The 21,326-nt window shown below is 49.7% G+C and carries 23 protein-coding genes; 19 read left to right on the forward strand and 4 right to left on the reverse strand.

The genetic code is table 11. The annotated features are described in order from the left end of the window. Positions 1–126: 126 nt before the first annotated feature. The gene (locus tag NDK47_RS08290) at positions 127–1,170 is read left to right on the forward strand and encodes a S66 family peptidase (RefSeq protein WP_251874360.1); all 1,044 of its coding nucleotides are present in this window, start codon (positions 127–129) and stop codon (positions 1,168–1,170) included. Positions 1,171–1,241: 71 nt separating this feature from the next. On the opposite strand, the gene yqeK is transcribed toward NDK47_RS08290, so the two are convergent. Further along, positions 1,242–1,853 carry a bis(5'-nucleosyl)-tetraphosphatase (symmetrical) YqeK gene (gene yqeK / locus NDK47_RS08295; RefSeq protein WP_251874361.1) on the reverse strand — a complete coding sequence of 204 codons (612 nt, stop codon included), beginning with the start codon at positions 1,851–1,853 and terminating at the stop codon, positions 1,242–1,244. Between the two features lie 120 nt (positions 1,854–1,973). Here yqeK and NDK47_RS08300 point away from each other — a divergent pair, with 120 nt between their 5' ends. From NDK47_RS08300 to NDK47_RS08325, 6 genes are all read left to right on the forward strand, one after another. After that, the gene (locus NDK47_RS08300) at positions 1,974–2,468 is read left to right on the forward strand and encodes a hypothetical protein (RefSeq protein ID WP_251874362.1); all 495 of its coding nucleotides are present in this window, start codon (positions 1,974–1,976) and stop codon (positions 2,466–2,468) included. 154 nt (positions 2,469–2,622) lie between these two features. After that, positions 2,623–3,531 carry an RluA family pseudouridine synthase gene (locus NDK47_RS08305; RefSeq protein ID WP_251874363.1) on the forward strand — a complete coding sequence of 303 codons (909 nt, stop codon included), beginning with the start codon at positions 2,623–2,625 and terminating at the stop codon, positions 3,529–3,531. 268 nt (positions 3,532–3,799) lie between these two features. Further along, positions 3,800–4,741 (forward strand): fumarylacetoacetate hydrolase family protein, encoded by a 942-nt coding sequence (locus tag NDK47_RS08310; protein ID WP_251874364.1) that lies wholly within the window; start codon positions 3,800–3,802, stop codon positions 4,739–4,741. A gap of 11 nt (positions 4,742–4,752) precedes the next feature. Further along, complete coding sequence (locus NDK47_RS08315; RefSeq protein WP_251874365.1) at positions 4,753–5,922, forward strand: homogentisate 1,2-dioxygenase; 1,170 nt, start codon at positions 4,753–4,755, stop codon at positions 5,920–5,922. A gap of 11 nt (positions 5,923–5,933) precedes the next feature. Then, entirely contained in the window at positions 5,934–6,560 is a 627-nt protein-coding gene (locus NDK47_RS08320; RefSeq protein ID WP_251874366.1) for a flavin reductase family protein, read from the forward strand. A gap of 151 nt (positions 6,561–6,711) precedes the next feature. Then, positions 6,712–7,143, forward strand: coding sequence for a DUF2935 domain-containing protein (locus NDK47_RS08325; protein ID WP_251874367.1), 432 nt, complete (start codon positions 6,712–6,714; stop codon positions 7,141–7,143). Here NDK47_RS08325 and NDK47_RS08330 read toward each other — a convergent pair. Beyond that, on the reverse strand, positions 7,136–7,399 hold the full coding sequence (locus tag NDK47_RS08330) for a hypothetical protein (RefSeq protein ID WP_251874368.1): 264 nt from the start codon (positions 7,397–7,399) through the stop codon (positions 7,136–7,138). The two genes, NDK47_RS08325 and NDK47_RS08330, sit on opposite strands and share 8 nt — an antisense overlap. A gap of 172 nt (positions 7,400–7,571) precedes the next feature. Between NDK47_RS08330 and NDK47_RS08335 the strand changes: the two genes are divergently transcribed. The 7 genes from NDK47_RS08335 to NDK47_RS08365 all read left to right on the forward strand — a co-directional run bounded on the left by NDK47_RS08335 (position 7,572) and on the right by NDK47_RS08365 (position 16,358). Next, positions 7,572–7,919, forward strand: a complete 348-nt coding sequence (locus tag NDK47_RS08335) for a PspC domain-containing protein (protein ID WP_251874369.1) — start codon at positions 7,572–7,574, stop codon at positions 7,917–7,919. A 69-nt stretch (positions 7,920–7,988) separates the two neighbouring features. After that, positions 7,989–8,162 carry a hypothetical protein gene (locus tag NDK47_RS08340; RefSeq protein ID WP_251874370.1) on the forward strand — a complete coding sequence of 58 codons (174 nt, stop codon included), beginning with the start codon at positions 7,989–7,991 and terminating at the stop codon, positions 8,160–8,162. Between the two features lie 611 nt (positions 8,163–8,773). Further along, a complete protein-coding gene (locus NDK47_RS08345) occupies positions 8,774–9,226 on the forward strand; it encodes a thioredoxin domain-containing protein (RefSeq protein ID WP_251874371.1) in 453 nt (150 codons plus the stop codon). An 11-nt stretch (positions 9,227–9,237) separates the two neighbouring features. Next, a complete protein-coding gene (locus NDK47_RS08350) occupies positions 9,238–11,055 on the forward strand; it encodes an ABC transporter ATP-binding protein (protein WP_251874372.1) in 1,818 nt (605 codons plus the stop codon). After that, complete coding sequence (locus tag NDK47_RS08355) at positions 11,043–11,615, forward strand: MauE/DoxX family redox-associated membrane protein (protein WP_251874373.1); 573 nt, start codon at positions 11,043–11,045, stop codon at positions 11,613–11,615. Before NDK47_RS08350 ends, NDK47_RS08355 begins: the two co-directional genes overlap by 13 nt. After that, positions 11,612–12,181, forward strand: coding sequence for a TlpA family protein disulfide reductase (locus NDK47_RS08360; protein ID WP_251874374.1), 570 nt, complete (start codon positions 11,612–11,614; stop codon positions 12,179–12,181). Before NDK47_RS08355 ends, NDK47_RS08360 begins: the two co-directional genes overlap by 4 nt. A gap of 31 nt (positions 12,182–12,212) precedes the next feature. After that, the gene (locus NDK47_RS08365; protein ID WP_251874375.1) at positions 12,213–16,358 is read left to right on the forward strand and encodes a M1 family aminopeptidase; all 4,146 of its coding nucleotides are present in this window, start codon (positions 12,213–12,215) and stop codon (positions 16,356–16,358) included. A gap of 119 nt (positions 16,359–16,477) precedes the next feature. Here NDK47_RS08365 and map read toward each other — a convergent pair whose 3' ends face one another. Continuing rightward, entirely contained in the window at positions 16,478–17,224 is a 747-nt protein-coding gene (gene map, locus NDK47_RS08370; RefSeq protein WP_251874376.1) for a type I methionyl aminopeptidase, read from the reverse strand. Between the two features lie 126 nt (positions 17,225–17,350). Between map and nadE the strand changes: the two genes are divergently transcribed. After that, the gene (nadE, locus tag NDK47_RS08375) at positions 17,351–18,103 is read left to right on the forward strand and encodes an NAD(+) synthase (RefSeq protein WP_251874377.1); all 753 of its coding nucleotides are present in this window, start codon (positions 17,351–17,353) and stop codon (positions 18,101–18,103) included. A 73-nt stretch (positions 18,104–18,176) separates the two neighbouring features. Beyond that, positions 18,177–18,401 (forward strand): hypothetical protein, encoded by a 225-nt coding sequence (locus NDK47_RS08380; protein WP_251874378.1) that lies wholly within the window; start codon positions 18,177–18,179, stop codon positions 18,399–18,401. A gap of 58 nt (positions 18,402–18,459) precedes the next feature. On the opposite strand, the gene NDK47_RS08385 is transcribed toward NDK47_RS08380, so the two are convergent. Then, entirely contained in the window at positions 18,460–18,981 is a 522-nt protein-coding gene (locus tag NDK47_RS08385; RefSeq protein WP_251874379.1) for a DUF2062 domain-containing protein, read from the reverse strand. A 208-nt stretch (positions 18,982–19,189) separates the two neighbouring features. On the opposite strand from NDK47_RS08385, the gene NDK47_RS08390 reads away from it, so the two are divergent. The 3 genes from NDK47_RS08390 to NDK47_RS08400 are packed head-to-tail and all read left to right on the forward strand — an operon-like array spanning position 19,190 to position 21,302. Then, entirely contained in the window at positions 19,190–19,813 is a 624-nt protein-coding gene (locus NDK47_RS08390; RefSeq protein ID WP_251874380.1) for a DedA family protein, read from the forward strand. Beyond that, positions 19,810–20,337: a YkvA family protein gene (locus NDK47_RS08395; protein ID WP_251874381.1), complete on the forward strand. Its 528-nt coding sequence runs from the start codon at positions 19,810–19,812 to the stop codon at positions 20,335–20,337. The genes NDK47_RS08390 and NDK47_RS08395 overlap by 4 nt, the downstream gene beginning before the upstream one ends. Positions 20,338–20,354: 17 nt before the next feature. Further along, positions 20,355–21,302 (forward strand): 3'-5' exoribonuclease YhaM family protein, encoded by a 948-nt coding sequence (locus NDK47_RS08400; RefSeq protein WP_251874382.1) that lies wholly within the window; start codon positions 20,355–20,357, stop codon positions 21,300–21,302. Positions 21,303–21,326 lie beyond the last annotated feature (24 nt).

A 21,326-nucleotide genomic window follows, 5' to 3' on the forward strand; every position in this document is an offset into this window, starting at 1 on the left:
CACCTAACACAATGGTTTCTTTCACGGGCAGTATCTATTAAGATGATGAGAAACATAAAATCCATCTAGTTTCTTGAGCGGGCACATGGGCCGATAGGATGGAAGGAACGCGAAGGAGTGAATTTGATGAGACCACAAAAATTGCAGCCGGGAGATGAAGTGCGGATCATCGCCCCCAGTAAAAGTATGGCGCTGCTTTCCGAGGAAGTGCGTGAGCGGGCGCAAAAAAGACTGGAGTCGATGGGGCTGAAGGTAACGTTTGGGAAGCATGTGGAGGAATGCGACGCTTTCACTTCCAGCTCGGTAGAAGCGCGCCTGGAGGATCTCCACCAAGCCTTTGCAGATCCAGCGGTGAAAGGTATTTTGACGGTACTCGGAGGGCATAACTGCAACCAGCTGCTCCGCGGGATCGATTACGAATTGATACGCCGCAATCCCAAAATCCTGTGCGGCTACTCAGATATCACCGCACTATCCAATGCCATCTATGCAAAAACGGGATTGATCGGCTATTCCGGTCCCCATTTCTCTACGTTTGGGATGAAAAAAGGAATGGAATACACGCTGTCCTATTTTCAGCAAAGCCTGATCGGCCCGGGCGCAGACGTCAACGTAGACGGCAAAAGCGCAGAAGGAGTATTCGCAGAAGGAGAAAGCGGAGTGAAGGCAACTCCTATAGAAGTTACCCCTTCTGAACACTGGAGCGATGACGAGTGGTATCTGGATCAAGACAACCGTCGCTTCATCACTAGCGAGGGCTATCTGACCATTCAGGAGGGTGAAGCCGAAGGGACAATAATCGGCGGCAATTTGTGCACGCTGAATCTTTTGCAAGGCACCGAATACATGCCTTCCCTGCGCGATGCAATCCTGTTTATCGAGGATGATTTGGAATCGTCCCCTCAGACTTTTGATCGCGATTTGCAGTCGCTGATCCATCAGCCGGATTTTTCGGGAGTGAAGGGTGTAGTAATCGGCCGTTTTCAAGAAGCTTCCCGGATGACGGATGAAAAGCTGATTAAGATCATTCGCACCAAACCTGAGCTGCAAGGCTTGCCCGTCATCGCCCATCTCCATTTTGGACATACCAGTCCGCTCTTCACTTTCCCGATCGGTGGCAGGGCCATGATCCGGGCGCGTGGCGGGGAGGTTTCCCTTTGGATAGAATAAGGCCAATATCACGAGGCAATCTGCTGAGACACTGTACCTGATTGCCTGATAGGTCTTTGCTTCGACGAATGCTATGCCCGGGAACGTTCCTTGTACGCCTCCAGCAGCCAGGGGTGAACCACTCTCAGTTTTTCCCGCTGTGACCAAAGATAGTCCAGGTAGACAAAGGCGGCGTCGCCCAATGACGAGGACAATGCAGCCTGTAGGTCAGCCAGATACGGAGGCGTTCCCCTCTGATCCCACTCGATTTTGTCCGCGACAAACATCACCAAATCCAGATCGGTTGCCTGGGCCCGCAGTGTGGTGTGGCAACCGATTGCGCCCAGGATGCCGGGATCGGTGATGCCAAACAGCTCACGGGCCATCACGGCAGACAGTCGTTGATGAATGATCATCGGGAAGATTTCCTCTTCCGGGTATGGCGCAAGACCGCAAAGTTTGGCGGCAGACAGCCTCTCGCTGTTGGGGATAATCCCGCTGATATCATGAAGCAGCGCAGCGATTTTCGCAGCGTCAGGATCGACGCGGAACTGCTCTGCTATTCGAACCGCTTCTTTGGCGACACGCTCGGTATGTTCCGCGGTATGCTCCATGTTATGTATGCGAAGAAGATTCAAAGCGTCTCGACGGATATCGCCGGAAATCGAAAAGTCTCTCGTCCAGCGGTAAAATACTTGGTTCATCGGTCATCCCTCCCGTTTGAATGACGAAGGCAAAGCGCGGATGGTTTCACCGTTTTTCTGATTTCCTGAAAACGGAAACGAACTGCGTCCAAGGTGCGTCACAATTACGATGTGAGACGGATGAAACGCAGCAAACAAAGAGGGGTTATCTTGATTGTCATGCTTCTGTGGCTTGCCGGCATGTCATTGCTCGCAGGATGCGCCTGGATCGGTTTTGCTGAAGAAGAAGGCGGCATGCTTAAGCCGCCGCTGCCGACTTTATCCTGGCAAAATTGTTCGATACCGGTGCTGCAAGGCTCGTATTGCTGGTCTGAATACGGCCGCGGAACCTGCGTCGATATGGTCGGGCCGGATGATCTGGTGGAAGCAAATAAGCTGTCTCCCGTCCAAGTCCCGGCTGGCACGCTGGTCCTGGTTGAGTTTCCTGTGACTCCGAAAGAAGGAACGCTGCGTGCAGCCTCCCTGCGGACGGAAGAACTGGAAGAGTTGACGATCTCGAACGACAATCAGATTCAACTGCCAGATGAGGAAGGGGTACACGTGATCGATTTCAGCGCAAACTGGGAACAGGGGAGCGCCAATTTTGTCATGTACGTAGAAATCGTCAAACCGTAAGATTTTTGTTATACTTTCAGAAAGATTAATTTCGCTAACGCGATAGAGGGTGAAAGTATAAGTGCAACGAAGGCCACGCCAAAAAGATTGGCGCAGCCAAGTTTTCTAATCCTGTAGAGATTGAAAGCAGAATGGACAGTAGGTGTAACAAGCAATGCTGGAAGAGCTTTTGAAAATCACGGCTGGAAAACAGCACGCGGGAATGACGATTCGCGATGTGCTGCAAAAAGATTTTGGCGTCTCCCGGCGGCTGCTGGTTCGGGCCAAGTATCAGGGAGAGATCAGAAGGAACAATCTTTCCGTCTACGTCACGGAGCGGCTTCAGGAGGGGGACGAGGTGCGTGTACTGGTTCCCGCCGAAGAAGAGATGCTTGCTCCGGAGCCGATGGAGCTGGCGATCCGGCACGAAGACGACGATATTCTGGTGATCGCCAAACCGGCGGGATTGGTCGTTCATCCCACGGGAAACCATGACAGTCACACGCTAGCAAATGGCGTGGCTTATTACTGGCAGCAGCGGGGAGAACAGCGTCGATTTCGTCCGGTGAATCGCCTGGACAAGGACACGTCCGGCCTGATGATCGTAGCGAAAAACCAATGGGCTCACGAACAGTTCAGCCGTATGCAGAAAGAGCGAAACCTTCATCGCCACTACCTGGCAGTGGTGGAGGGCGAATGGGGGGAAACCACGGAAGGCGTCATCGATGCGCCGATCGGGCTGCGTGACGACTCGATTATTACCCGCCAGGTACGTCCAGATGGGCAGCCTGCCGTGACCCGTTTTTCTGTCCGAGAGCGAGGAGAAGGAATGACGCTCGTCGAACTGAAGCTGGAAACAGGCCGCACTCATCAGATTCGGGTGCATCTCAGCGACCTGGGCTATCCGTTGGCTGGCGATGATCTTTATGGCGGGAGTCGTACCTATATTGGAAGGCAGGCGCTGCACGCGGCCCGGCTCTGTTTTGTCCACCCGCGCACGGGTCAGGAAATGGAGTGGAGGGAACCGCTGCCGGAAGATATGGAAAGGCTTCTGCAAGCCTTTTTCAGGAAGCGGCAAGCATAAATGGCGGGCAAAGATTCGCGATTTGCCCCTAGCTTCTTGAAAGCGTTTCCGCTATGATAAAAGTACCTGTAAATCAAACGACAAGTAAGGGAACTTGCTGGTTGTCTGCGGGGGATAACCCACAAGGTTTTCTTCTGTTAGCAGACAGAGCCCAGTTTACGTCTATAAGCCTGAAGGGGGGATGTCCCTTTTATTCAGCTTGTGCGTATACTGGGCTTTTTTGATTCATCATCGTGAACATCGTCCGACAGGAAAGGAAGTGACCGTCATGAAGCTTGTCTCGTACCGGCTGGATCACAACGGACTGTGGCGTTCCGGCATTTTGCAGGGAGAGCGGGTAGTCGATATCGCATCGGCTGTGGCAGAGGCTCCTGCTGATATGCTCGCCCTGCTTGATCAGTGGGACCGCTGGAAGGAGCCGCTGCATGAGCTATCCCGGCAGGAATCGGAGCAGATACAGACGCAGGCACAAAGCTACTCGGTCCAAGAGGTGATTCTTGGCTCGCCTCTGCCTCGTCCGCGCAGCTTTCGGGATTTTTACGCGTTTGAAGCCCATGTCAAAACCGCACGCGCGCGCCGAGGACTGGAAATGATCCCGGAGTGGTATGATTTCCCTGTTTTTTACTTTTCCAACGCGGCTGCTTTTCACGGTCCTGGAGCATCGGTGAAAAAGCCAAAGACGACACAGTGGCTTGACTACGAACTGGAGATTGCCTGTATCATCGGCAGGGAAGGCAGCAACATTGCCGTGGAGGAGGCGGATGACTACATCGCCGGTTACTGTATCCTCAATGATTGGAGTGCCCGGGATTTGCAGCGGGAGGAAGTGAAGGTGGGACTTGGTCCTGCAAAAGGAAAGGATTTTGCCACTTCGCTGGGACCGTGGCTGGTGACGCCAGATGAGCTTGCTTATGCAGCACGATCAGGAGAGCAAGGATTGCGGTACGCCTTGACTATGGTGGCCAGGGTAAACGGAGTGGAGCTGTCTCGCGGTCAATTTCAGGATATTCACTATACATTTGCCCAAATGATCGCCCGTGCTTCCGCCGATTGTACCCTTTACCCCGGTGATGTCATCGGATCGGGTACGGTAGGCACGGGTTGCATACTGGAGCTCGGGGAGGAGCGGCATCGCTGGCTGCAGCCGGGAGATGTCGTCGAGCTGGAAGTGGAAGGGCTGGGCGTGCTTCGAAACACGATCACAGAATAGGAGGAAGGACTATGGCTTTTTACCATCGGATGGGGGAACTCCCCAAAAAACGGCATACCACGTTTTACAAGCCGGACGGAGAGCTGTATCGGGAGCAAGTGATGGGCACCAAGGGCTTCTCCGGCATCCAGTCAATTCTCTACCATCATCATCCGCCGACTCAGGTGAGGTCGACCTGGAAAATCGGCAATGTCAAACCGGAGTATGTGGAGCAGCCAGAGCTTCAGCACCAGCATTTTAAAACCTTTGACGCGCCTGCCGGCGGAGATCCTGTATCCGGTCGAAGATATTTGCTGGGCAACAGCGATGTCGTGATGGGTGTGTGCCATCCAACGACAGCCATGAATTATTTTTACCGCAATGCGGACGGGGATGAGCTGCTTTTTGTTCACGAGGGGGAGGGAGAGCTGCAAACGATTTTTGGCACCATTTCCTACTATCCCGGCGACTATCTGGTGATTCCGATCGGCACGACCTACCGCATCGAGATGAAAACGCCCAGCCGCTTTCTGGTGATTGAATCACAGAATGAAATCGTCCCGCCCAAGCGATATCGCAATGAACACGGCCAATTATTGGAACATTCGCCGTTTTGCGAACGGGATATCCGGGTGCCGGAGCGTCTGGATACTCACGTGGAAGCAGGAGAATTTGAAGTGAGAGTCAAAAGAAAAGAGAATCTGTACGGGTATCTCTTTGATTTTCATCCGTTTGACGTGGTGGGCTGGGACGGTTACCTGTATCCGTATGCACTGAGCATTCATGACTTTGAGCCGATTACGGGCAGAGTCCATCAGCCGCCGCCGGTCCATCAGACCTTTGCCGGACAGAATTTCGTCGTCTGCTCCTTCGTGCCGAGGCTGTACGACTATCATCCGCAGGCGATCCCGGCCCCGTACTTTCACAGCAATGTAGAAAGCGATGAGGTGCTGTACTATGTGGATGGCAATTTTATGAGCCGTAAAGGCATCTACGAGGGCTCTATTACCCTTCACCCCATGGGCATCCCGCACGGACCGCATCCAGGGAAAATAGAGGCGAGCATCGGCAAAAAGGAGACGAAGGAGCTGGCCGTCATGCTGGATACCTTCCAACCGCTTCTCGTGACCAAGCAGGCGCTGGAAATCGAGGACCCGCACTACATGGCAAGCTGGCTGCCGCCAGAATCATCGTCAGAATAGGGGAGGTTTTGATGGAAATTGCGATCAGCGCAATCGAGCGCCAGGAAAAGTACAAACTCTTGATCGGCTGCATCGTTCCCAGACCGATTGCCTGGGTCACTTCGCTCAGTGGAGACGGGGTGCTGAATGCAGCGCCGTTCAGTTATTTTAACGTAGCCAGCATTGAGCCGATGATGGTCTCGATTGCAGTGATGCGGAAACCGGGGAGTGTCAGAAAGGATACTGCCCGCAACATTCTGGAATCAAAAGAGTTCGTTGTCAATATGGTCGACATCTATAACGTAGACAATGTCAATGAAACATCGGCAGACTTTCCTCCGGAGATTGGCGAGGTGGATGCGCTGCAGCTCGCGACAACTCCAGGGAGGATGGTAAGGACACCGCGTCTTGCCGATTCCCGCATTCATTTTGAATGCAAGCTGCACCAGATTGTAGAACTGGGTGACCCCGTCACATCCGATCTGATCATCGGAGAAGTGGTACACGTCCAAGTCGATGACAGCTTGTATCAAAGCGGAAGAATTGACATCGCCGCTTTTTCTCCGGTCAGTCGGCTGGCAGGCCATTCCTATGCGAAAATTGGGGAAATCTTTGATCGTCCCCGTCCGGTGTATCCACCGAAGAGCAAGGAAGAATGAAGACCGAATGAACACCGAACAAAGGCAAAAAGAGACCGTCTATAGCTGCGGTCTCTTTCTCTTTCGGGGAAACATGCACCTTCCTTAGGCACTCGCACATAAACTGTGGTGGCCGTACTCTAGGCAGAGAGCAGAAAAGGAGGAGTTTCTCTTGCAATTTTATTATGACGATAAAATGCCGCTGCGGATACTCGATGAAGGAGTGTTCTGGAAACAGCAGGAAAATGAGCATACCGTGGTGCTTCGAGAGATCGCCCCCAATTTGGAGGCGCCTTTTGTAGAAGCGTTGAAGGCGTGGGAACAGGCATTTGCCCAGACGCATGGGATGTTTGTGCGCTACGTGGAAGCCGTCGTCCGTTCCGGGAATCAGGTGAGTGACGATTTGGTGCGCCAGATCAAAGAACTGGTTACCTTTTCCATGCAGCAAAGCGAGCAATTTATCCAGCTGCTGAACCAGATGGGAGAAAGCAGTGCGCCCTACCGCAACAATCCGTTCGCCACCACAGTATTGAATCATATTCGCAGAGAGTCAGATTACTTTATTGGCATTACGAAAGCGCTGTTTTCCAAAGGAATTATCTGACCGGTTCCCACCCTGGGTAGTGTGACACGCTATCACTGCGGAGGGGCCGATCGTACTCCCCGGCAGTACCGAAGTTCGCCGGCGTTCCGTATGGGGTGGCATTGGGTTCCATCCCCATGGGAAGGACGACGCTTTGCTGATAGTACATGTTTTTATCGCTATTCAGTACGGCGTTGGTGCGGGCCGGGTCAGGACTTTTTCCCGCAGACACGCAGCCTGTCAGCGTGATCGCAAGCAGCAGGAGCCATATGGGCATAGGGATCACCTCAGTTGTAGGGTGAACCTGGTTTGCACCTTTCATACAGACGGACTTTCGTTTATCCGTCTCGGGACGGAGGACAAATCCCCCCAAGGCCAGTTTTGGCCAAATCTCCTTTCGGGTATCTTGGAGATACAAGGGAAACGGATATCAGAGAGGAAGGTATGTCATGATGGAAAGGCGTTTATATCGATCTCGCTACGACAAGCGTCTGTTTGGGGTGTGTGGGGGTGTCGCCCATTTTCTCGGCATGGATGCCACGCTGGTCAGAATCGGTCTGGTCATTTTGACCCTGTTTACAGGGGTGCCGCTGTTCATCTATTTTATTATGGCGCTGATCATGCCAAAGGAACCGGTATGGTCTCCGGGACAAGACAGTTATGGTGCTTATGATCCGATGTACAGCCGCAGCCATGGAGACAGCCTGGATGGAGAAATCGACCGGCTCGAAAAGCGGGCGCTCATGCAGGAAGTACAGCGACTCCGTGCGGAATTGGCAAAATGGAAAGGGGTATAATGCAACTTTTTCCTCTCCCCGCATAGGATGTAAGGTGGAAGCCAGCACTTACATAGGGAGGGAAAGGCAGTGTATCTCGGCGTGTTTGACATGAATCAGCGTCTGGAGCAGACTCGCAAGGTTTTGCGGGAAAAGCAGCATCTGAAGAAGCTGATTGAAGAGGATATTCGCGAGCTGGAGAAAGACGTGCAGGACTTGGAAGAGATGACCAATCGCTACGTGACAAGTTCACAGCGCTACTAAGACAATGCGCTTGTCCGCACAAGAGAATAGTATGTTGAAACAAGGGGCGGTAATTGCTTACATGAGCAGTTACCGCTTTTTGTCGTTCCTACTCTACCATAAAGGAAAGAGAGAAAAAAGAAATCTGTCAAAATATTTACTTATTTCCCACAAAAAGGTATAATTGGGTAAAAAGGAGGTGATAACATGTTTAAAAATTTGCTCGGTATTCAACCGAATTACGTGCCATGTGCAGATTCAAAGTTTATTTCGGAGTATAAATATTCATGCGAATGGGTTTTCAGCAATAAGAAATGCTACGATCCTCCAAATACTCAACGAAAAACAAATGTAAGGTACAACTATGACACCCGTGATAATACCCGATGCGAGGTAAGCTATATTGCCTGCTGTAACTAAAAAGGGGTAATTTTTACGGGGTTCTTAAATACAAAGATGCTTTATTTCCAAAAGGGGGCTATTTGCTATAGAGGCAAGCCTCCTTTTTAAAGGTTTTTTCAAGCCAGCCCAACAGAAATCATCCATTAATGGGGCGTGAGTCAAACATGCTTTACTTCGTTTTCGGTTACTCAGTCTGTTGGTTATTTCTTGCTGTGAGTTTCTCTTCTCAGTTGCGCAAGCTGAATCAGCAGGTTTCTTACTTACCAGAAGCCCCGACACAAGGGAAAAACAATCAGCCTCATCCCATCATAGGAAAAAACTTGTGGAATGAACTTTCCATCGAAAGTACAAGCGTTGAAGGATATCGCATTGTCATGATCTCTTCCCCTACCTGTGGTGCCTGTCACCATTCGCTCGATTATTTTTTTGAGAAGAGTGGGGATAAAAATACGGGTTTCCTTTGTCTTACTGAAGATTCAGAGCCGGAGTACGCCAGAGCGTTTATGGCGGACTATTCAAAAAAGACAACCGTCCTTCTCGTCGATGCAAATACGCTGATCAACTTACAAATGACGATATTTCCCACATTTCTCGTTTTGGAATCGAATGGAATCGTCGTTAAAAAATTTCTTCTCGTTGAACATTTACTAAGCTATCTAACAGATAAACAGGGAAAAACTTGAGAGGGATCGATATGTTCAACATCTATCAATGGAACGCGATCAAATATGTTTGGTCAAGGAGTAAGGGATGGCTGTTCGCATCTATTCTGTTTAGTATAATAAACGGATTTTTACCATTCGCGAATTTATGGGTGGCGATGAGTTTAATTGATGCCGTCGCCAATTACTTCCAAGCTCAAAATGCTGACCCTGTACCCGTATTTTTACTGTTGGCAGGACAATTCATTTTAAGCCTTGTGTCCTCTTTATGCAGCCACATCAAGCAATATATGGATAGTCGGGTAGAAGCCAAGCTAGGCTACGAGGTCCAACAGACCATTTTAAAGAAAACAGCCTCCGTTCCGATCCTGTACTATGATTCTCCCGATTTTCACAATCACGTAAATCGTGTCTCTGGAGATGGGGCACGACTTCTAGCTCCTCTTCGAACTTTCTTCTCGTTGGTGGAAATGGTCTTGAGTATGGGCTCCTACCTCACTTTTTTAATTGTGATTCATTGGAGTCTCGTCGTAGTCAGCTTGCTCACAGCCATCCCTATTTTTTTGATTCAAACCAAGTACGGAAAAAAAAGGTATTACCTTTTAAAACAGCAAACTCCAGTGGCACGTGAAGCTGGTTACTACAGTTCGCTTTTAAAAGACCGGGATACAGCGAAAGAAATTCGGTTGTTTAATCTAGAGTCTTTCTTTTTACAAAAATGGGCGATGAAACATCTGCAAAGCATGAAAGAAACGCTGCTTTTGGAGCGTCGGCAGCATACCGCCAATATCGGGCTCGATGCTTTAACAGGTTTGTTTTATGTGGGAATCGCAACTGTCATTATCTGGTTAGCTTCACAAACTCGTTTAAGTGTCGGTGGATTTATCTCGATTGTACAGGCCATTCAGGGGGCGCAAGGAGTACTTAGCCGTATTTCTGGACTTTTGGCAAGTACGTATGAAGAAAATTTGTATCTGAAGGATTATTACACCCTTCTCGCGTTTGAGGATCCAGAACTGAAAGATTATAAGAGGGATAAGGAGTGTCCTAATCCTATTCAGCAAATTATATTGGAGGACGTTAGTTTCCGCTATTACGGCGGAGGTGAAGAAATACTGAAAAACATTCATTTGAAAATAAGCGCCAATCAAAAGATCGCCATTGTAGGGGAAAATGGTTCTGGCAAAACAACCTTGATCAAGTGCTTGATTGGTCTTTATTCGGTGACAAAAGGAAGAGTTCTGATAGATGGGATCAACATTAATGAAATAACAAAGCAATCCCTTAACCAACAGATCGCCGTCATTTTTCAAGATTTTGTCCGTTACCTGCTCAATGTTTCAGAAAATATTGGAGTGGGTGATGCAGAAAGAATGACACATCGAGATGAAATCGTACAGGCAGCTCGTCAGTCTGGTGTAGACAGATTTGTTCGTCAGCTTCCTCAAGGTTATGATACCCAGCTGGGAAGAACATTTGCCGATGGAGAGGATTTGTCAGGAGGCCAATGGCAAAGGGTGGCTTTAGGGCGGGCCTTATTTCGCAATAGTCAGATTGTGATTTTGGATGAACCAACAGCAGCGCTTGATCCCATAGCAGAGATGGAGTTATTTAAACAGTTTCAAAAATTGGCGGAAAATAAAATAGCGATATTTATTTCTCACAGGATGGCTGCTGCCAAAGTTGCTGATCAGATCATTGTGATGAAAGAAGGACAGATTGCTGAAATGGGAACTCACGAGGAACTAATGGAATTGGAACAAGAATACTATCGGATGTATCAGTCTCAAGCACAATGGTACACATCCGATGAGAGTAGTGAAAAGGCGGTGGCTGCATGGACGAATTAATTTTGTTTCTTCGGGTGATGCTGGGGACGTTATTTATTAGTGCAGCAGTGACAAAAATTGGTGATTTGGAAAAGTATACCTTAATCATCAAAGAATACAAGATTTTACCCGAATTTACTCTCTACCTTTTTGTTCGTTTCAAACTGGTAGCTGAAATAACAACGGGGGTTTTTATCCTTGTGGGTTTGTATTTACCGTTCATGTATCTCATCGCATGCTTTCTTATGCTCTTATACACCTTGGCGATCACGATCAACTTACTACGTGGAAGAAGGGAAATTTCTTGTGGCTGCGGAGGAATGGCCGGAAATCACCAGTTATCGTGGACGTTAACCATAAGGAACCTGGCTATTTTTTTCGGATGCTACTGGCTTTATCTCAGCTCAACAGATTGGGGAAGTCTTGATGCACTCTTTTCCGGTCAACGGGATCATTTTTTTCATCTGGAGGTCCTGCAGGTAATTTTGATCTCGATGCTGACGTTAATCATGGGCACGATGAGTAAACTGCTGTTCGCATTACATAAACAGATAAAAAACCTGAAAGAAACATTGAAATGAAGGAAGGAATGATGAATTTAATGGGAAACGGTTATTTGATCTCCCACGTCCTTTTATGGACATTTGCGTTACTACAAATGGCATTTTTGTTATACTTAACCAGACTGATTGTTCAGTTTCTTAACCGCTTTCGTTTCAGTGATAAACAAAACAATACCCCATCATTACAAACGGGTCAAAAGGCTCCAGATTTTAGAGAGAAAGATCAGCATGGCAATTTTTTGAGACCGATTTCGGACAAATGGCAAAATTCCTTGCTCTTATTTGTGCAAGATTCTTGCTCAAAGTGTAATGAGATAATCTCGCAGTTGAGTAGTTTACAAAAAAAGCTTCCCCACATTCGCATAATGGTGATTAGCGGAAAGATTTACTACGAGCAGGGGATTTCCGTGCCAGAAGGTGTGCATCTCATTCGTTCGGACGCTCTCTTCATCGAGTATCATGTGAGGGTGGTTCCGACCGTGTTTTTACTTGATGCCCATGGCAATATCGTGGATGTTCAGGAAGTTTCTACATACGCCTCACTGGTAACGATGCTCGAAGAAGATATGAATCAAGTAAGTTAATGCAAAAATCAAAGGTTCGGCTGGTGATGAAATGATCATTGGTTACATCTGGCGAAGCTGGTGGCGTCATCCGCAGCGCTTTGTGCGGATGCTTGTTGGAATGATTCTCGTGGCTACGGTCATTAGCTACTTTTTTAGCCTGACACAAACAAGCCAGGGAACATCCCAGGACATTCTGCAAAAACGGTGGAGGCCGGCTTACGATATTGTCGTCAGACCTCCTGGGGCTGCCAGCATATCGGAAACACAAAAGCTGCTGGAGCCCAATTACCTTTCGGGTATTTACGGAGGAATCAGCTTTGCCCAATACGAGGCCATCAAGCATATGGAAGGGGTCAAGACGGCAGCACCTCTTGCTGTAATGGGCTATTCCAGGGTCGGTGTTGTATTTAAACAGGTGAATCCGAACCAATTCAAGGTACCTGGCATATACCGCGTCACACAAGAGGCGGTGTATCACGGCTCACGACAGCGGACCGTGTCCCTTACGAATTATTTCACCGTCGGCCCATGGGTATTGCCTTCAAGCTCTAGTGAGCAGACCAAAGCGTACGGGGTAGATATTCTTCATCCATTTATCAGCACGTCTTCTCATCAATTAGTAGTCGCTGTTGATATGGAAGCGGAGGCGGAGCTGGTCGGCTTGGCAAAAGCGGTCCTCCCAATGGGCGATAGCAGATTCATAAATAGCAATGATCGGGTGAGAACAACCGAACTTGGTGACGGGTACACGGATACGGAAATTCCGGTTCTACTCAGCAGCTATCCTGCGTTTGATCATGATACATCCTATAAAATTGAGCGGCTTGATCTGCCGTTTGGGGACGCCGATTCGGCCAAACAGACAATGGAAAATGTAAAGGAAAACGGCGGTGCCGCTTATTTGGATGCACAACCAACTGCGGAGGAAGTGATTGATTACCGTTTTGGTTCGGAGGATGCTCAGCGGATCTTGTTCACACACTTTACAGGAGAGTCTCCTTTTGCTGCAGCGGAGGAGGCAAAGAGGGAACCCGGAGAGCAGGCATACTTGGGTGGTGGCTTGAGGGAAAAACCAAGTCCACTTCATTTAGAGCGGGTGGCCAGCCCTTTTCCCAATCGCTGGCCCCATGCTTTTCAGGCAAACCAGACGGAGGTTCGGCTCGGAGAAGAATTTCAGCGGGTGACGTTGGCTGATCCTGCCTCTTATGCCAATAGCTATCGGGAGACGCATTTTTATGAGAATCCGATTAAAAAGGCAATTTCGCTGAACTGGATTGGCTTTTACGACCCGCTGAAGCTTGAGGTGCCAAAAGACCCTGGCACGGGTCTGCCACTCGAAACCTATCAGCCCGCTACTGCTCGCTTTGTAATAGATGGAAAGGGGAATCCCGTCAATCCCCCGAGTGCCTATACCCACTCGCTGCATCCATTTGATCTGTTGACTCAGCCAGCGTCCATCCTGACCACCTTGGATGCAGCACGCGAATTTATTGGAGAAAACGCGATTTCAGCCATTCGGATTAAAGCTGAAGGGATCGGTGCCATTGATCCTGCCGCGGAAGAGAAACTGAAAAAACTTGCAGAGAGAATTGAAGCAGAAACAGGACTGAAGGCAGACGTCATAGCCAGTGCGGTTCCAGAACCTGTTTTGATTCACGTCATGAAAGAAGGGAACCAGGAAGCGAGCGGGTGGATTGAGCAAACCTGGATGCAATTAGGTGAAGCGGTGCGATTGTTCAAGGAGACGATGGCGCCAGATAGGGGTATCGTCACGCTTGTCCTGTTGTTGGCAGTCGTCTATGTGCTGGCCACCCGATTTGTTACATATCTGTCCCGCTCGCAGGAGTTGGGGCTGTTGCTGGTGATTGGCTGGAAACCATCGATTCTTTGGCGAATGATCACGCTGGAGACCCTGCTCCTCGGGGGCATGGCAGCCATGATCGTCTGGTCGGTGCAAGGCTTCGTCATCGTCTTGCAGGGAGCTGTACTTCCTTCCCCCTTTTCGTTTTTCCTAGCGGGGATGACCGCATTGGCGGTTTACGGAGTGGGGTCGCTTCCCGTCCCCTTTTTGCTTTCCAAAGTCTCTCCGCAAAGCATGCTCAAAACGGGGGAAATTCAGCCCTCCGCCAAGCGGTTTGTCCGGGTATCTGGTGTTGTGACCATGGCTCTGGGGAATATGATGGGAAAAGGGGCAAGAAACACTCTTTCGATCCTGGCGATGGCAATTCCAACCGGTTTATTGTTTTTCTTTCTCTTTGTTACCTTCAGGTTGCAAGGCATCCTGTACACGAGTTGGATCGGCCAATACATTGCCGTAGAAGTGGGCCCCGTCCATTTTATCGCCATACTTCTGTCCCTATGTATGGCGATAATGATTACGGCAGAAATGCTCTGGCAAAACGTTGCCGAGCGAAAGCATGAACTCTCTCTGATGATCGCGCTTGGCTGGAGAATGGGGGACATCCGCAGAAGCGTGCTGTGGGAAGGCTTTTTCTGCGGGCTTGCAGCAGCAGTAGCAGGTGGCTTGCTTGGGCTGGTCGTCACCATTGGAACCTACGGGGCAATCGACTGGAAAGAGGGCTTTCTTTATTCCTGTGTCGGTTTGGTTCCCATATTCGCCGGTGTTGCTGGTTCGATTGGACCTGCGCAGGCGGCTATGCAATTTTCCTTGTCGCAAAGCCTGAGAGGTTTTTATTCCAATCGCAACAGAATGGAAAAGAGACTACGGGTGGCTCTTGTTTTGGTGCTTGGACTATGTCTGCTTTCGTCATCGGTTAGTGGGGGATGGGTTTTGCAGCGAATCATGGAACAGACCGCTCTTGAAACCGCTGAGTCCCTGGTAAATTCATCACCACCGGAAAAATCAAAAGAAACCGTCCAACACCAGGCAAATTTGAGCAGCTTTACACCTGAATCGGTCCCTCAAGGAAGCGAGGCTTCTTATCAGCTCTCCTTTGAGATGGCGGAGGAAGGTAGCTTTACGGCCAACGCCCGGATTTCAGTAAAAAACACATCTGCTGATAACTGGGAGCAGCTTGTTTTTTACTTCATCCCTAACATGTTTACGGATAAACAGAAGGCACCTTACTTGCCGGAAACGGCAGAGGCGGTCATTACCCGGTTGGAGCTGGATGGAGTAGAGACAGCTTTTCAACTCGTGGGGGATACCCTATCGGTACCGCTGGATCAGCGGCTGAAACCAGGAGAACAGCGTGAAGTGAAGGTCGATTATCGTTTTACGGTCCCTCATGGCGGACTTCGCTTCACGAAGACCAGTCACAGCTACTATCTGGCACAGGCTTACCCCATGCTGGCAACTTATCATAACGGATGGAACAAACATGACTATTTGTCCTATTCCGAGTCGTATCACACGAATCATTCAGACTTTACCGTTTCCTACCGACTGCCGCCGGGTTATACGTTTATCAGCTCTTCGGACCGCGATCCTCTCCCAGGCAGCCAATCGGGAGAAGTGCGTGTAGAGCGGGTCAAGGAAGTGTTTATCGCCGTCACCAAAGAGATGATTAGCTTGTCGGAGGTAGTGAACGGGACAGAAATCCGCGTATTCGGAAGGGAAACGGATAAAAGAGGGATGGAAATCGCTTTGCAGACAGCGAGTAAAGCGTTCGGTGTCTTTACCGAAAAAATCGGTCCCTACCCGCATAAACAGTTCGATTTGATTTTGGACAGTGTCGCAAGCATGGAGTACCCGGGGATCGTAACCATCGGCTATAGCGGAGGCATGCAAGCGGACAGTTTGCGCCATGCAGTCATTCATGAGCTTGCCCACCAGTGGTTCTACGCTGTCGTCTCCAATGATCCCTACCTAGACGGCTGGCTGGACGAGGGAATGGCTGAGCTGGCAACGACGCTTTATTCGTACGATATCGAAGGTCGGGGCGAAGGAAGCTTCTATTTTGCACGCGAAGCTTTGTCTGCCCAAAACGTCTCCAACCTGCCCTTGCATGAGTATCAAAACTCGGCAATTATCGGCACTTTATACGGACAGCCTGTCAAATATTTGTGGGAGATGATCACGATGTACGGCGATGAGCAAGAGGGCTGGCAATTTCTGAATGCCTATTATCGGAACTATGCTTACAAACAAGTAAATACCAAAGAATTCGTCCGATTTGCCACCGCCTACTATCCGATATCGGAACATTATTTTTCCAAATGGCTGCGGCTGTAAGCCATTCAATGTAATTAAAATTAAGAGAAAATACCCTTGGCACCCACCTAAAGGCAGACCAAGGGCATTGAAAAAATGAGCCACAAGCAGGCAAGCTTGTGGTTTTTGCTTAAGCATTCCTATTGCTTAGTCAAGATCAAAGGGCCGTCTGCGGTAATCGCGATGGTATGCTCATACTGAGCCGAGAGTTTTCCGTCGCGTGTCCGAGCTGTCCAGCCATCCTCATCAATCTGTACGTGGTAGGTGCCCACATTGAGCATCGGCTCAATCGTGATCACCATGCCTTCTTTCAGGCGAGGACCGCGTCCAGCTGGTCCGTAGTGGGGTACGTACGGCTCCTCGTGCATTTTTTGACCGATGCCATGACCGGTAAAATCGCGGACGACCGAGTACCCTTGTTCCTGGGCGTAGCTTTGAATCGCGTGGGAGATGTCGCCGATCCGATTGCCGACAACAGCCTGCTCAATCCCTAGATAAAGTGATTTTTCCGTAACCTCCAGCAGTTTCCGTGCTTCTTCGGAAATGGTTCCGACAGCGTAGGACCAGGCAGAATCAGCCAGCCAGCCGTTGCGATTCACGACCATGTCAATCGTGACGATATCACCATTCTGAAGCGGTTCCTTTTTGGGAAAGCCGTGGCAAATGACATCGTTTACAGAGGCGCAGGTCGCGTATGGATATCCAGAGTACCCCTTTTGCTCAGGGGTCACCTTATGTTTTTTCAAAAATTCTTCGACGAACTGATCAATTTCCCAAGTCGTAATGCCGGGCTTGATCAGATGGGCTAACTCACGGTGGCAGGCAGCTAAAATTTCGCCCGCTGCTCTCATCTGTTCGATTTCTTCTTGACTTTTGATGATAATCATCAGTACGCTCCTTCTTAAGAAAGTCTTCGACCTATCCTATAGTGTAGACCTGTTTGCGGCTGATTGCCACAGTGAATTGCGCATGATAGGATGAGAATGAAATGTTGAACATGGGGGTTTACGGACATGGACAGGTTTGAAGAGCATTTGACGCAATACCAGGCTCATGTGAAAGAGGATCTGGAGAAAAGGCTCGCTTTTATCCGCGAGCAGGTGGACGGACCGGGTCTGGGCGGTGTCGTCGTGGGGATTTCCGGAGGAATCGACAGTGCGGTAACAGCAGCGCTATGTGTCCGTGCACTCGGACGGGAGCGGGTAATTGGCGTCTGGATGCCTGCCTATTCCCTGCCCGTGCACGAAGAGGATTCCCGCAAACTGGCAGATGCCATCCAGTTGAATCTGGTTACGGTAGATATCGGACCGGCATATGACGCCCTGCTGCCAGCGATTGAAAATGTGCTGGCGCTGGATGATAAGACAAAAGGAAATACAAAAGCCCGCCTGCGGATGACGACGCTCTACGCGATTGCCAATCAGAAGGGCTATCTGGTAGCTGACACCTGCAACCGCAGTGAAGTTTACGTCGGGTACATGACCAAAGGCGGAGATGGATTGGCTGACTTTAATCCTGTCGCCAGCCTGACCAAGCACGAGATGCGTATTCTTTCCCGTGAGCTGGGTGTCCCCGAATCAATTATTACCAAGCCGCCTTCTGCGGATCTGTGGGAAGGCCAGACGGACGAGCAGGAAATGGGCTTTTCTTACGAGGATCTCGACCGTTTCCTCATCACTGGAGAGACGAATCCGGAGGCGTTGAAGCGGATCGAGCATTTGCACCGCATCTCTGAACACAAGCGCACTCTCATACCCGGGATCTAAACATTGATTCTTTATCGGGTTTATACGATAATGAAAGGTACGCGCAAATCTTTCTAGGAAAGAGGGGAAATACATGTCGACAACCGAATTGATGCTGAAAACGTCTCTGGAAGGACGCGTGCTTCGGACCTTGCAAACGCACTTCCGCCGTCCCAACATCGTACTGGTAAAAGAAAGTCTGGCCGCCAACGGGCTCAATCCTGAGCAGGTCGAAGAGACCCTTCGCTTGCTTCAAGAAGACGTACTGACCGTCTCTGAAATCATGAGCCAACTGCGTGAAAAAGGCTTTTTTGGATAAGCTGCACATGAACATGAAGAAAGACCGGACTGACGACAAGATCAGTTCCGGTCTTTTTTTATGGCTGTGTTTTTCTGGCAAGCTCTGATTGGGAGGAAGAAGAACCATCCCGCTTCGGCGTCCGTTTTGCACGCTTGCGGCGGTACAACTGAAGGGCGGCAAAAACCAGGAAGTAACTGCCGATGGCGACCACCAGCCCCATGACGGCACTACCGGTAAAATACGCCAATCCTTTTTCCTTCATCCAAACCAGCCAGCCTCCGACTGATTCGTTGTTGTGTTCCAGGTGCTCTTTCAGGGGTCTGCCGATGATGGAGTAGCCCAAACGGTAATTCAGCACCATGAATACAGGCAGAACCATTTTGCCGATGACGAAGGCGATCAACGCGGCAGGAAAACTACAGCGAAATAATTTGACCAACGGGAACAGCAGAAGAAACGCCAAACCGAAGGTCGGTAACGTAATGAACTCAACGAAAATACCTACGGAAAAACCGCGAGCCACATAGGACGGGGCTCCTTTCATACGGATGAGCTTGTAGTATTCGTACTTCATTTTGCGATAGATTTTTTTCCACATGCCGGCTTGTCCCTCGTTTACCAGTCAACTCATTCAATTCATTATAGCGAAAAGCGGTAGGGAAAGCCACGGCTCCCCACAGTTTTTTCGTAATGATCACACATTAATTTCCATAAAAAGGAAAATGATTGCGGCTATTGTTTGTGTGAGCGAATCAATTTTGGCATAATGAGGGAGTAGTTGACTGTGTTGAAATGTGGTGAAACGTGTGGGAGAAATCGTAGCATCGTTTGGCGATTACATTACGGACTATGGCTATGGCGCCCTGTTTGCTTTGTTTTTCCTCGGTATTTTGGGCATGCCGCTGCCAGAAGAAACACTTCTGGTCTTTTCCGGTTTTTTAGTATCCACGGGGAAGCTGGAGTTCATGCCTACTTTTTTGGTTTGCTTCCTCGGGTCCGTATCGGCGATGACGACGGCATACTGGATTGGCAGAACCCTTGGTTTTTCTTTCATCGAACGGTATGGAAAAAGGATGGGCATGGGCTATACTATTTACCTGAAGACAGAAAGCTGGTTTAACCGCGTAGGCAAATGGGCGTTGCCATTGGGCTATTTTATCCCTGGCGTCAGGCAGTTTACCGCCTATTTCGCGGGGATTACCCGACTCCCCTTTCCCACCTTCATGATCTACACGTACACAGGCGGGCTGTTTTGGAGCGTCCTGTTCGTCTCTTTGGGATGGCAACTGGGAGAACGCTGGGAAGAGCTATTTGACCTGATCTCGAGAAACCTGGCTATCTTCTTCGTGGCCTTGTTTGCGATCATCGCTGGTTGGTCCTACTGGCGAATGCGCAAGGCAAAGATCGAACAGAGGGGGAATCGTACGTGAACCAAGACCAACAAGAACCCAAGTCGAGTGATCATCTCCCTGCTGTACAAAGCCCCAGGGAGTTAATCCCGATCAAGCTGCCAGAAGAGCATCAGCGTTTTTACGATAAGCTGCGTGCAAAAATAGAAGCGTTCATCCGTGAGCGCAGCGGCAATGAAGCTGTGGCAAAATATGTCTTGCTCGCTCCTGACCTGTTCGTCCTGCTCGCCAGATTGCTGGTCGACAAACGGATCGGACTTCAGTCAAAAGCACTTGCAGGAGCGGCCGTTGCTTATTTTATCTCCCCGATCGATTTCATCCCGGAAGCGGTGGTCGGCCCAGTAGGTCTGTTGGATGATGTGGTCTTTGCCGTTTTTGCGCTGCGCAAAATTCTCGTTGATACGGATGAGAAAATCGTAAAAGAGCATTGGAACGGAGAAGAAGACTTGCTTCGTGTCATCACCAGCGTGATTCGCTCTGCGGATAATTTGCTCGGGAAAAAGCTGGTGAAGAAAATTGAACAAGCGTTGTTTCGAAAAAAATAGAGTGAGAGGTCCTATCCATGAAATATTTGCTTGACTACCAAGAGGGAGAACGGGTTGTCACGTATTGTCTCGTGAAAAGCAAGGAAGCGGGCGTAGCCAGCAACCAAAGCGAGTATCTGAACCTTGAACTGGGTGACCGCTCTGGCACCATTAGTGCCAAGCTGTGGGACGTCACACCTGAGCTGAAGGATGAGATTCAGGTAAAAGCGGTCATCAAAATCGATGCAACAGTACAAAGCTATCGGGGGAAAAAACAATTGGTCATCCAGCGCGTGCGCGTGGCTACAGCCGCCGATGAGGTGGCGATGGAGACATTGATCCCCATGTCCGCTGTGCCTGTGGACGAGCTGTGGCAGAAACTGACAGAAGCGGTGAACAGCCTCAAAAGCCCTACACTGAAAACAATCGTGACGGAAGCTATCGAAGATCCGGAGACGAGCGGGCGGCTGCGCTCTTTCCCAGCCGGTGTGCGGATGCATCACCAGTACTATCACGGACTTCTGGAGCATATTGTCTCGCTGTTGGCTGCGGCAGAACGGCTGATGCCGCTGTATCCATTGGTCGACCGTGACGTCCTGATCGCTACTTGTATCCTGCATGACATCGGCAAACTGTATGAGTTGTCCGATCCGATCGCCCCTGAATACACGACGCCCGGACAATTGATTGGCCATTTGGTGATGGGGGTGGAGATGGTCAGCGGTATCTGCCGCAAGCACGGTATTCCGCTGGGCGATGCAGAGGTGCTTCATCTCAAGCATTGCATACTCAGCCACCACGGCGATATCGAAAACGGCTGGGGCAGCGCTGTATCCGGGAAAACCCCAACGGCTCTTTTGTTCCACTACCTGGACATGATCGACAGCAAGATGAATGCGCTGGGACAAACCTTGACCGAGATGAAAGAGGAAGAGGAATGGGCCTATTCTGCTGTGGTAAAGCGGAAGATTTGGCGAGGATATTAATATAAATACGATCAAAGAAAGTCG

Origin of the sequence: Brevibacillus ruminantium, assembly GCF_023746555.1 — a bacterium.
In the GTDB taxonomy this organism is placed as follows: Bacteria; Bacillota; Bacilli; order Brevibacillales; family Brevibacillaceae; genus Brevibacillus; species Brevibacillus ruminantium.

What these genes read in the sequence shown, in the direction of transcription:
- NDK47_RS08320 (WP_251874366.1), top strand. Translation starts at nt 5,934, where the DNA reads ATGGAAATTGCGATCAGCGCAATCGAGCGCCAGGAAAAGTACAAACTC.
- nadE (WP_251874377.1), top strand. Translation starts at nt 17,351, where the DNA reads ATGGACAGGTTTGAAGAGCATTTGACGCAATACCAGGCTCATGTGAAA.
- NDK47_RS08315 (WP_251874365.1), top strand. Translation starts at nt 4,753, where the DNA reads ATGGCTTTTTACCATCGGATGGGGGAACTCCCCAAAAAACGGCATACC.
- NDK47_RS08380 (WP_251874378.1), top strand. Translation starts at nt 18,177, where the DNA reads ATGTCGACAACCGAATTGATGCTGAAAACGTCTCTGGAAGGACGCGTG.
- NDK47_RS08330 (WP_251874368.1), bottom strand. Translation starts at nt 7,399, where the DNA reads ATGCCCATATGGCTCCTGCTGCTTGCGATCACGCTGACAGGCTGCGTG.
- NDK47_RS08355 (WP_251874373.1), top strand. Translation starts at nt 11,043, where the DNA reads ATGGACGAATTAATTTTGTTTCTTCGGGTGATGCTGGGGACGTTATTT.
- NDK47_RS08335 (WP_251874369.1), top strand. Translation starts at nt 7,572, where the DNA reads ATGATGGAAAGGCGTTTATATCGATCTCGCTACGACAAGCGTCTGTTT.
- NDK47_RS08360 (WP_251874374.1), top strand. Translation starts at nt 11,612, where the DNA reads ATGAAGGAAGGAATGATGAATTTAATGGGAAACGGTTATTTGATCTCC.
- yqeK (WP_251874361.1), bottom strand. Translation starts at nt 1,853, where the DNA reads ATGAACCAAGTATTTTACCGCTGGACGAGAGACTTTTCGATTTCCGGC.
- NDK47_RS08300 (WP_251874362.1), top strand. Translation starts at nt 1,974, where the DNA reads ATGAAACGCAGCAAACAAAGAGGGGTTATCTTGATTGTCATGCTTCTG.
- NDK47_RS08310 (WP_251874364.1), top strand. Translation starts at nt 3,800, where the DNA reads ATGAAGCTTGTCTCGTACCGGCTGGATCACAACGGACTGTGGCGTTCC.
- NDK47_RS08305 (WP_251874363.1), top strand. Translation starts at nt 2,623, where the DNA reads ATGCTGGAAGAGCTTTTGAAAATCACGGCTGGAAAACAGCACGCGGGA.
- NDK47_RS08350 (WP_251874372.1), top strand. Translation starts at nt 9,238, where the DNA reads ATGTTCAACATCTATCAATGGAACGCGATCAAATATGTTTGGTCAAGG.
- NDK47_RS08385 (WP_251874379.1), bottom strand. Translation starts at nt 18,981, where the DNA reads ATGTGGAAAAAAATCTATCGCAAAATGAAGTACGAATACTACAAGCTC.
- NDK47_RS08365 (WP_251874375.1), top strand. Translation starts at nt 12,213, where the DNA reads ATGATCATTGGTTACATCTGGCGAAGCTGGTGGCGTCATCCGCAGCGC.
- NDK47_RS08400 (WP_251874382.1), top strand. Translation starts at nt 20,355, where the DNA reads ATGAAATATTTGCTTGACTACCAAGAGGGAGAACGGGTTGTCACGTAT.
- NDK47_RS08290 (WP_251874360.1), top strand. Translation starts at nt 127, where the DNA reads ATGAGACCACAAAAATTGCAGCCGGGAGATGAAGTGCGGATCATCGCC.
- map (WP_251874376.1), bottom strand. Translation starts at nt 17,224, where the DNA reads ATGATTATCATCAAAAGTCAAGAAGAAATCGAACAGATGAGAGCAGCG.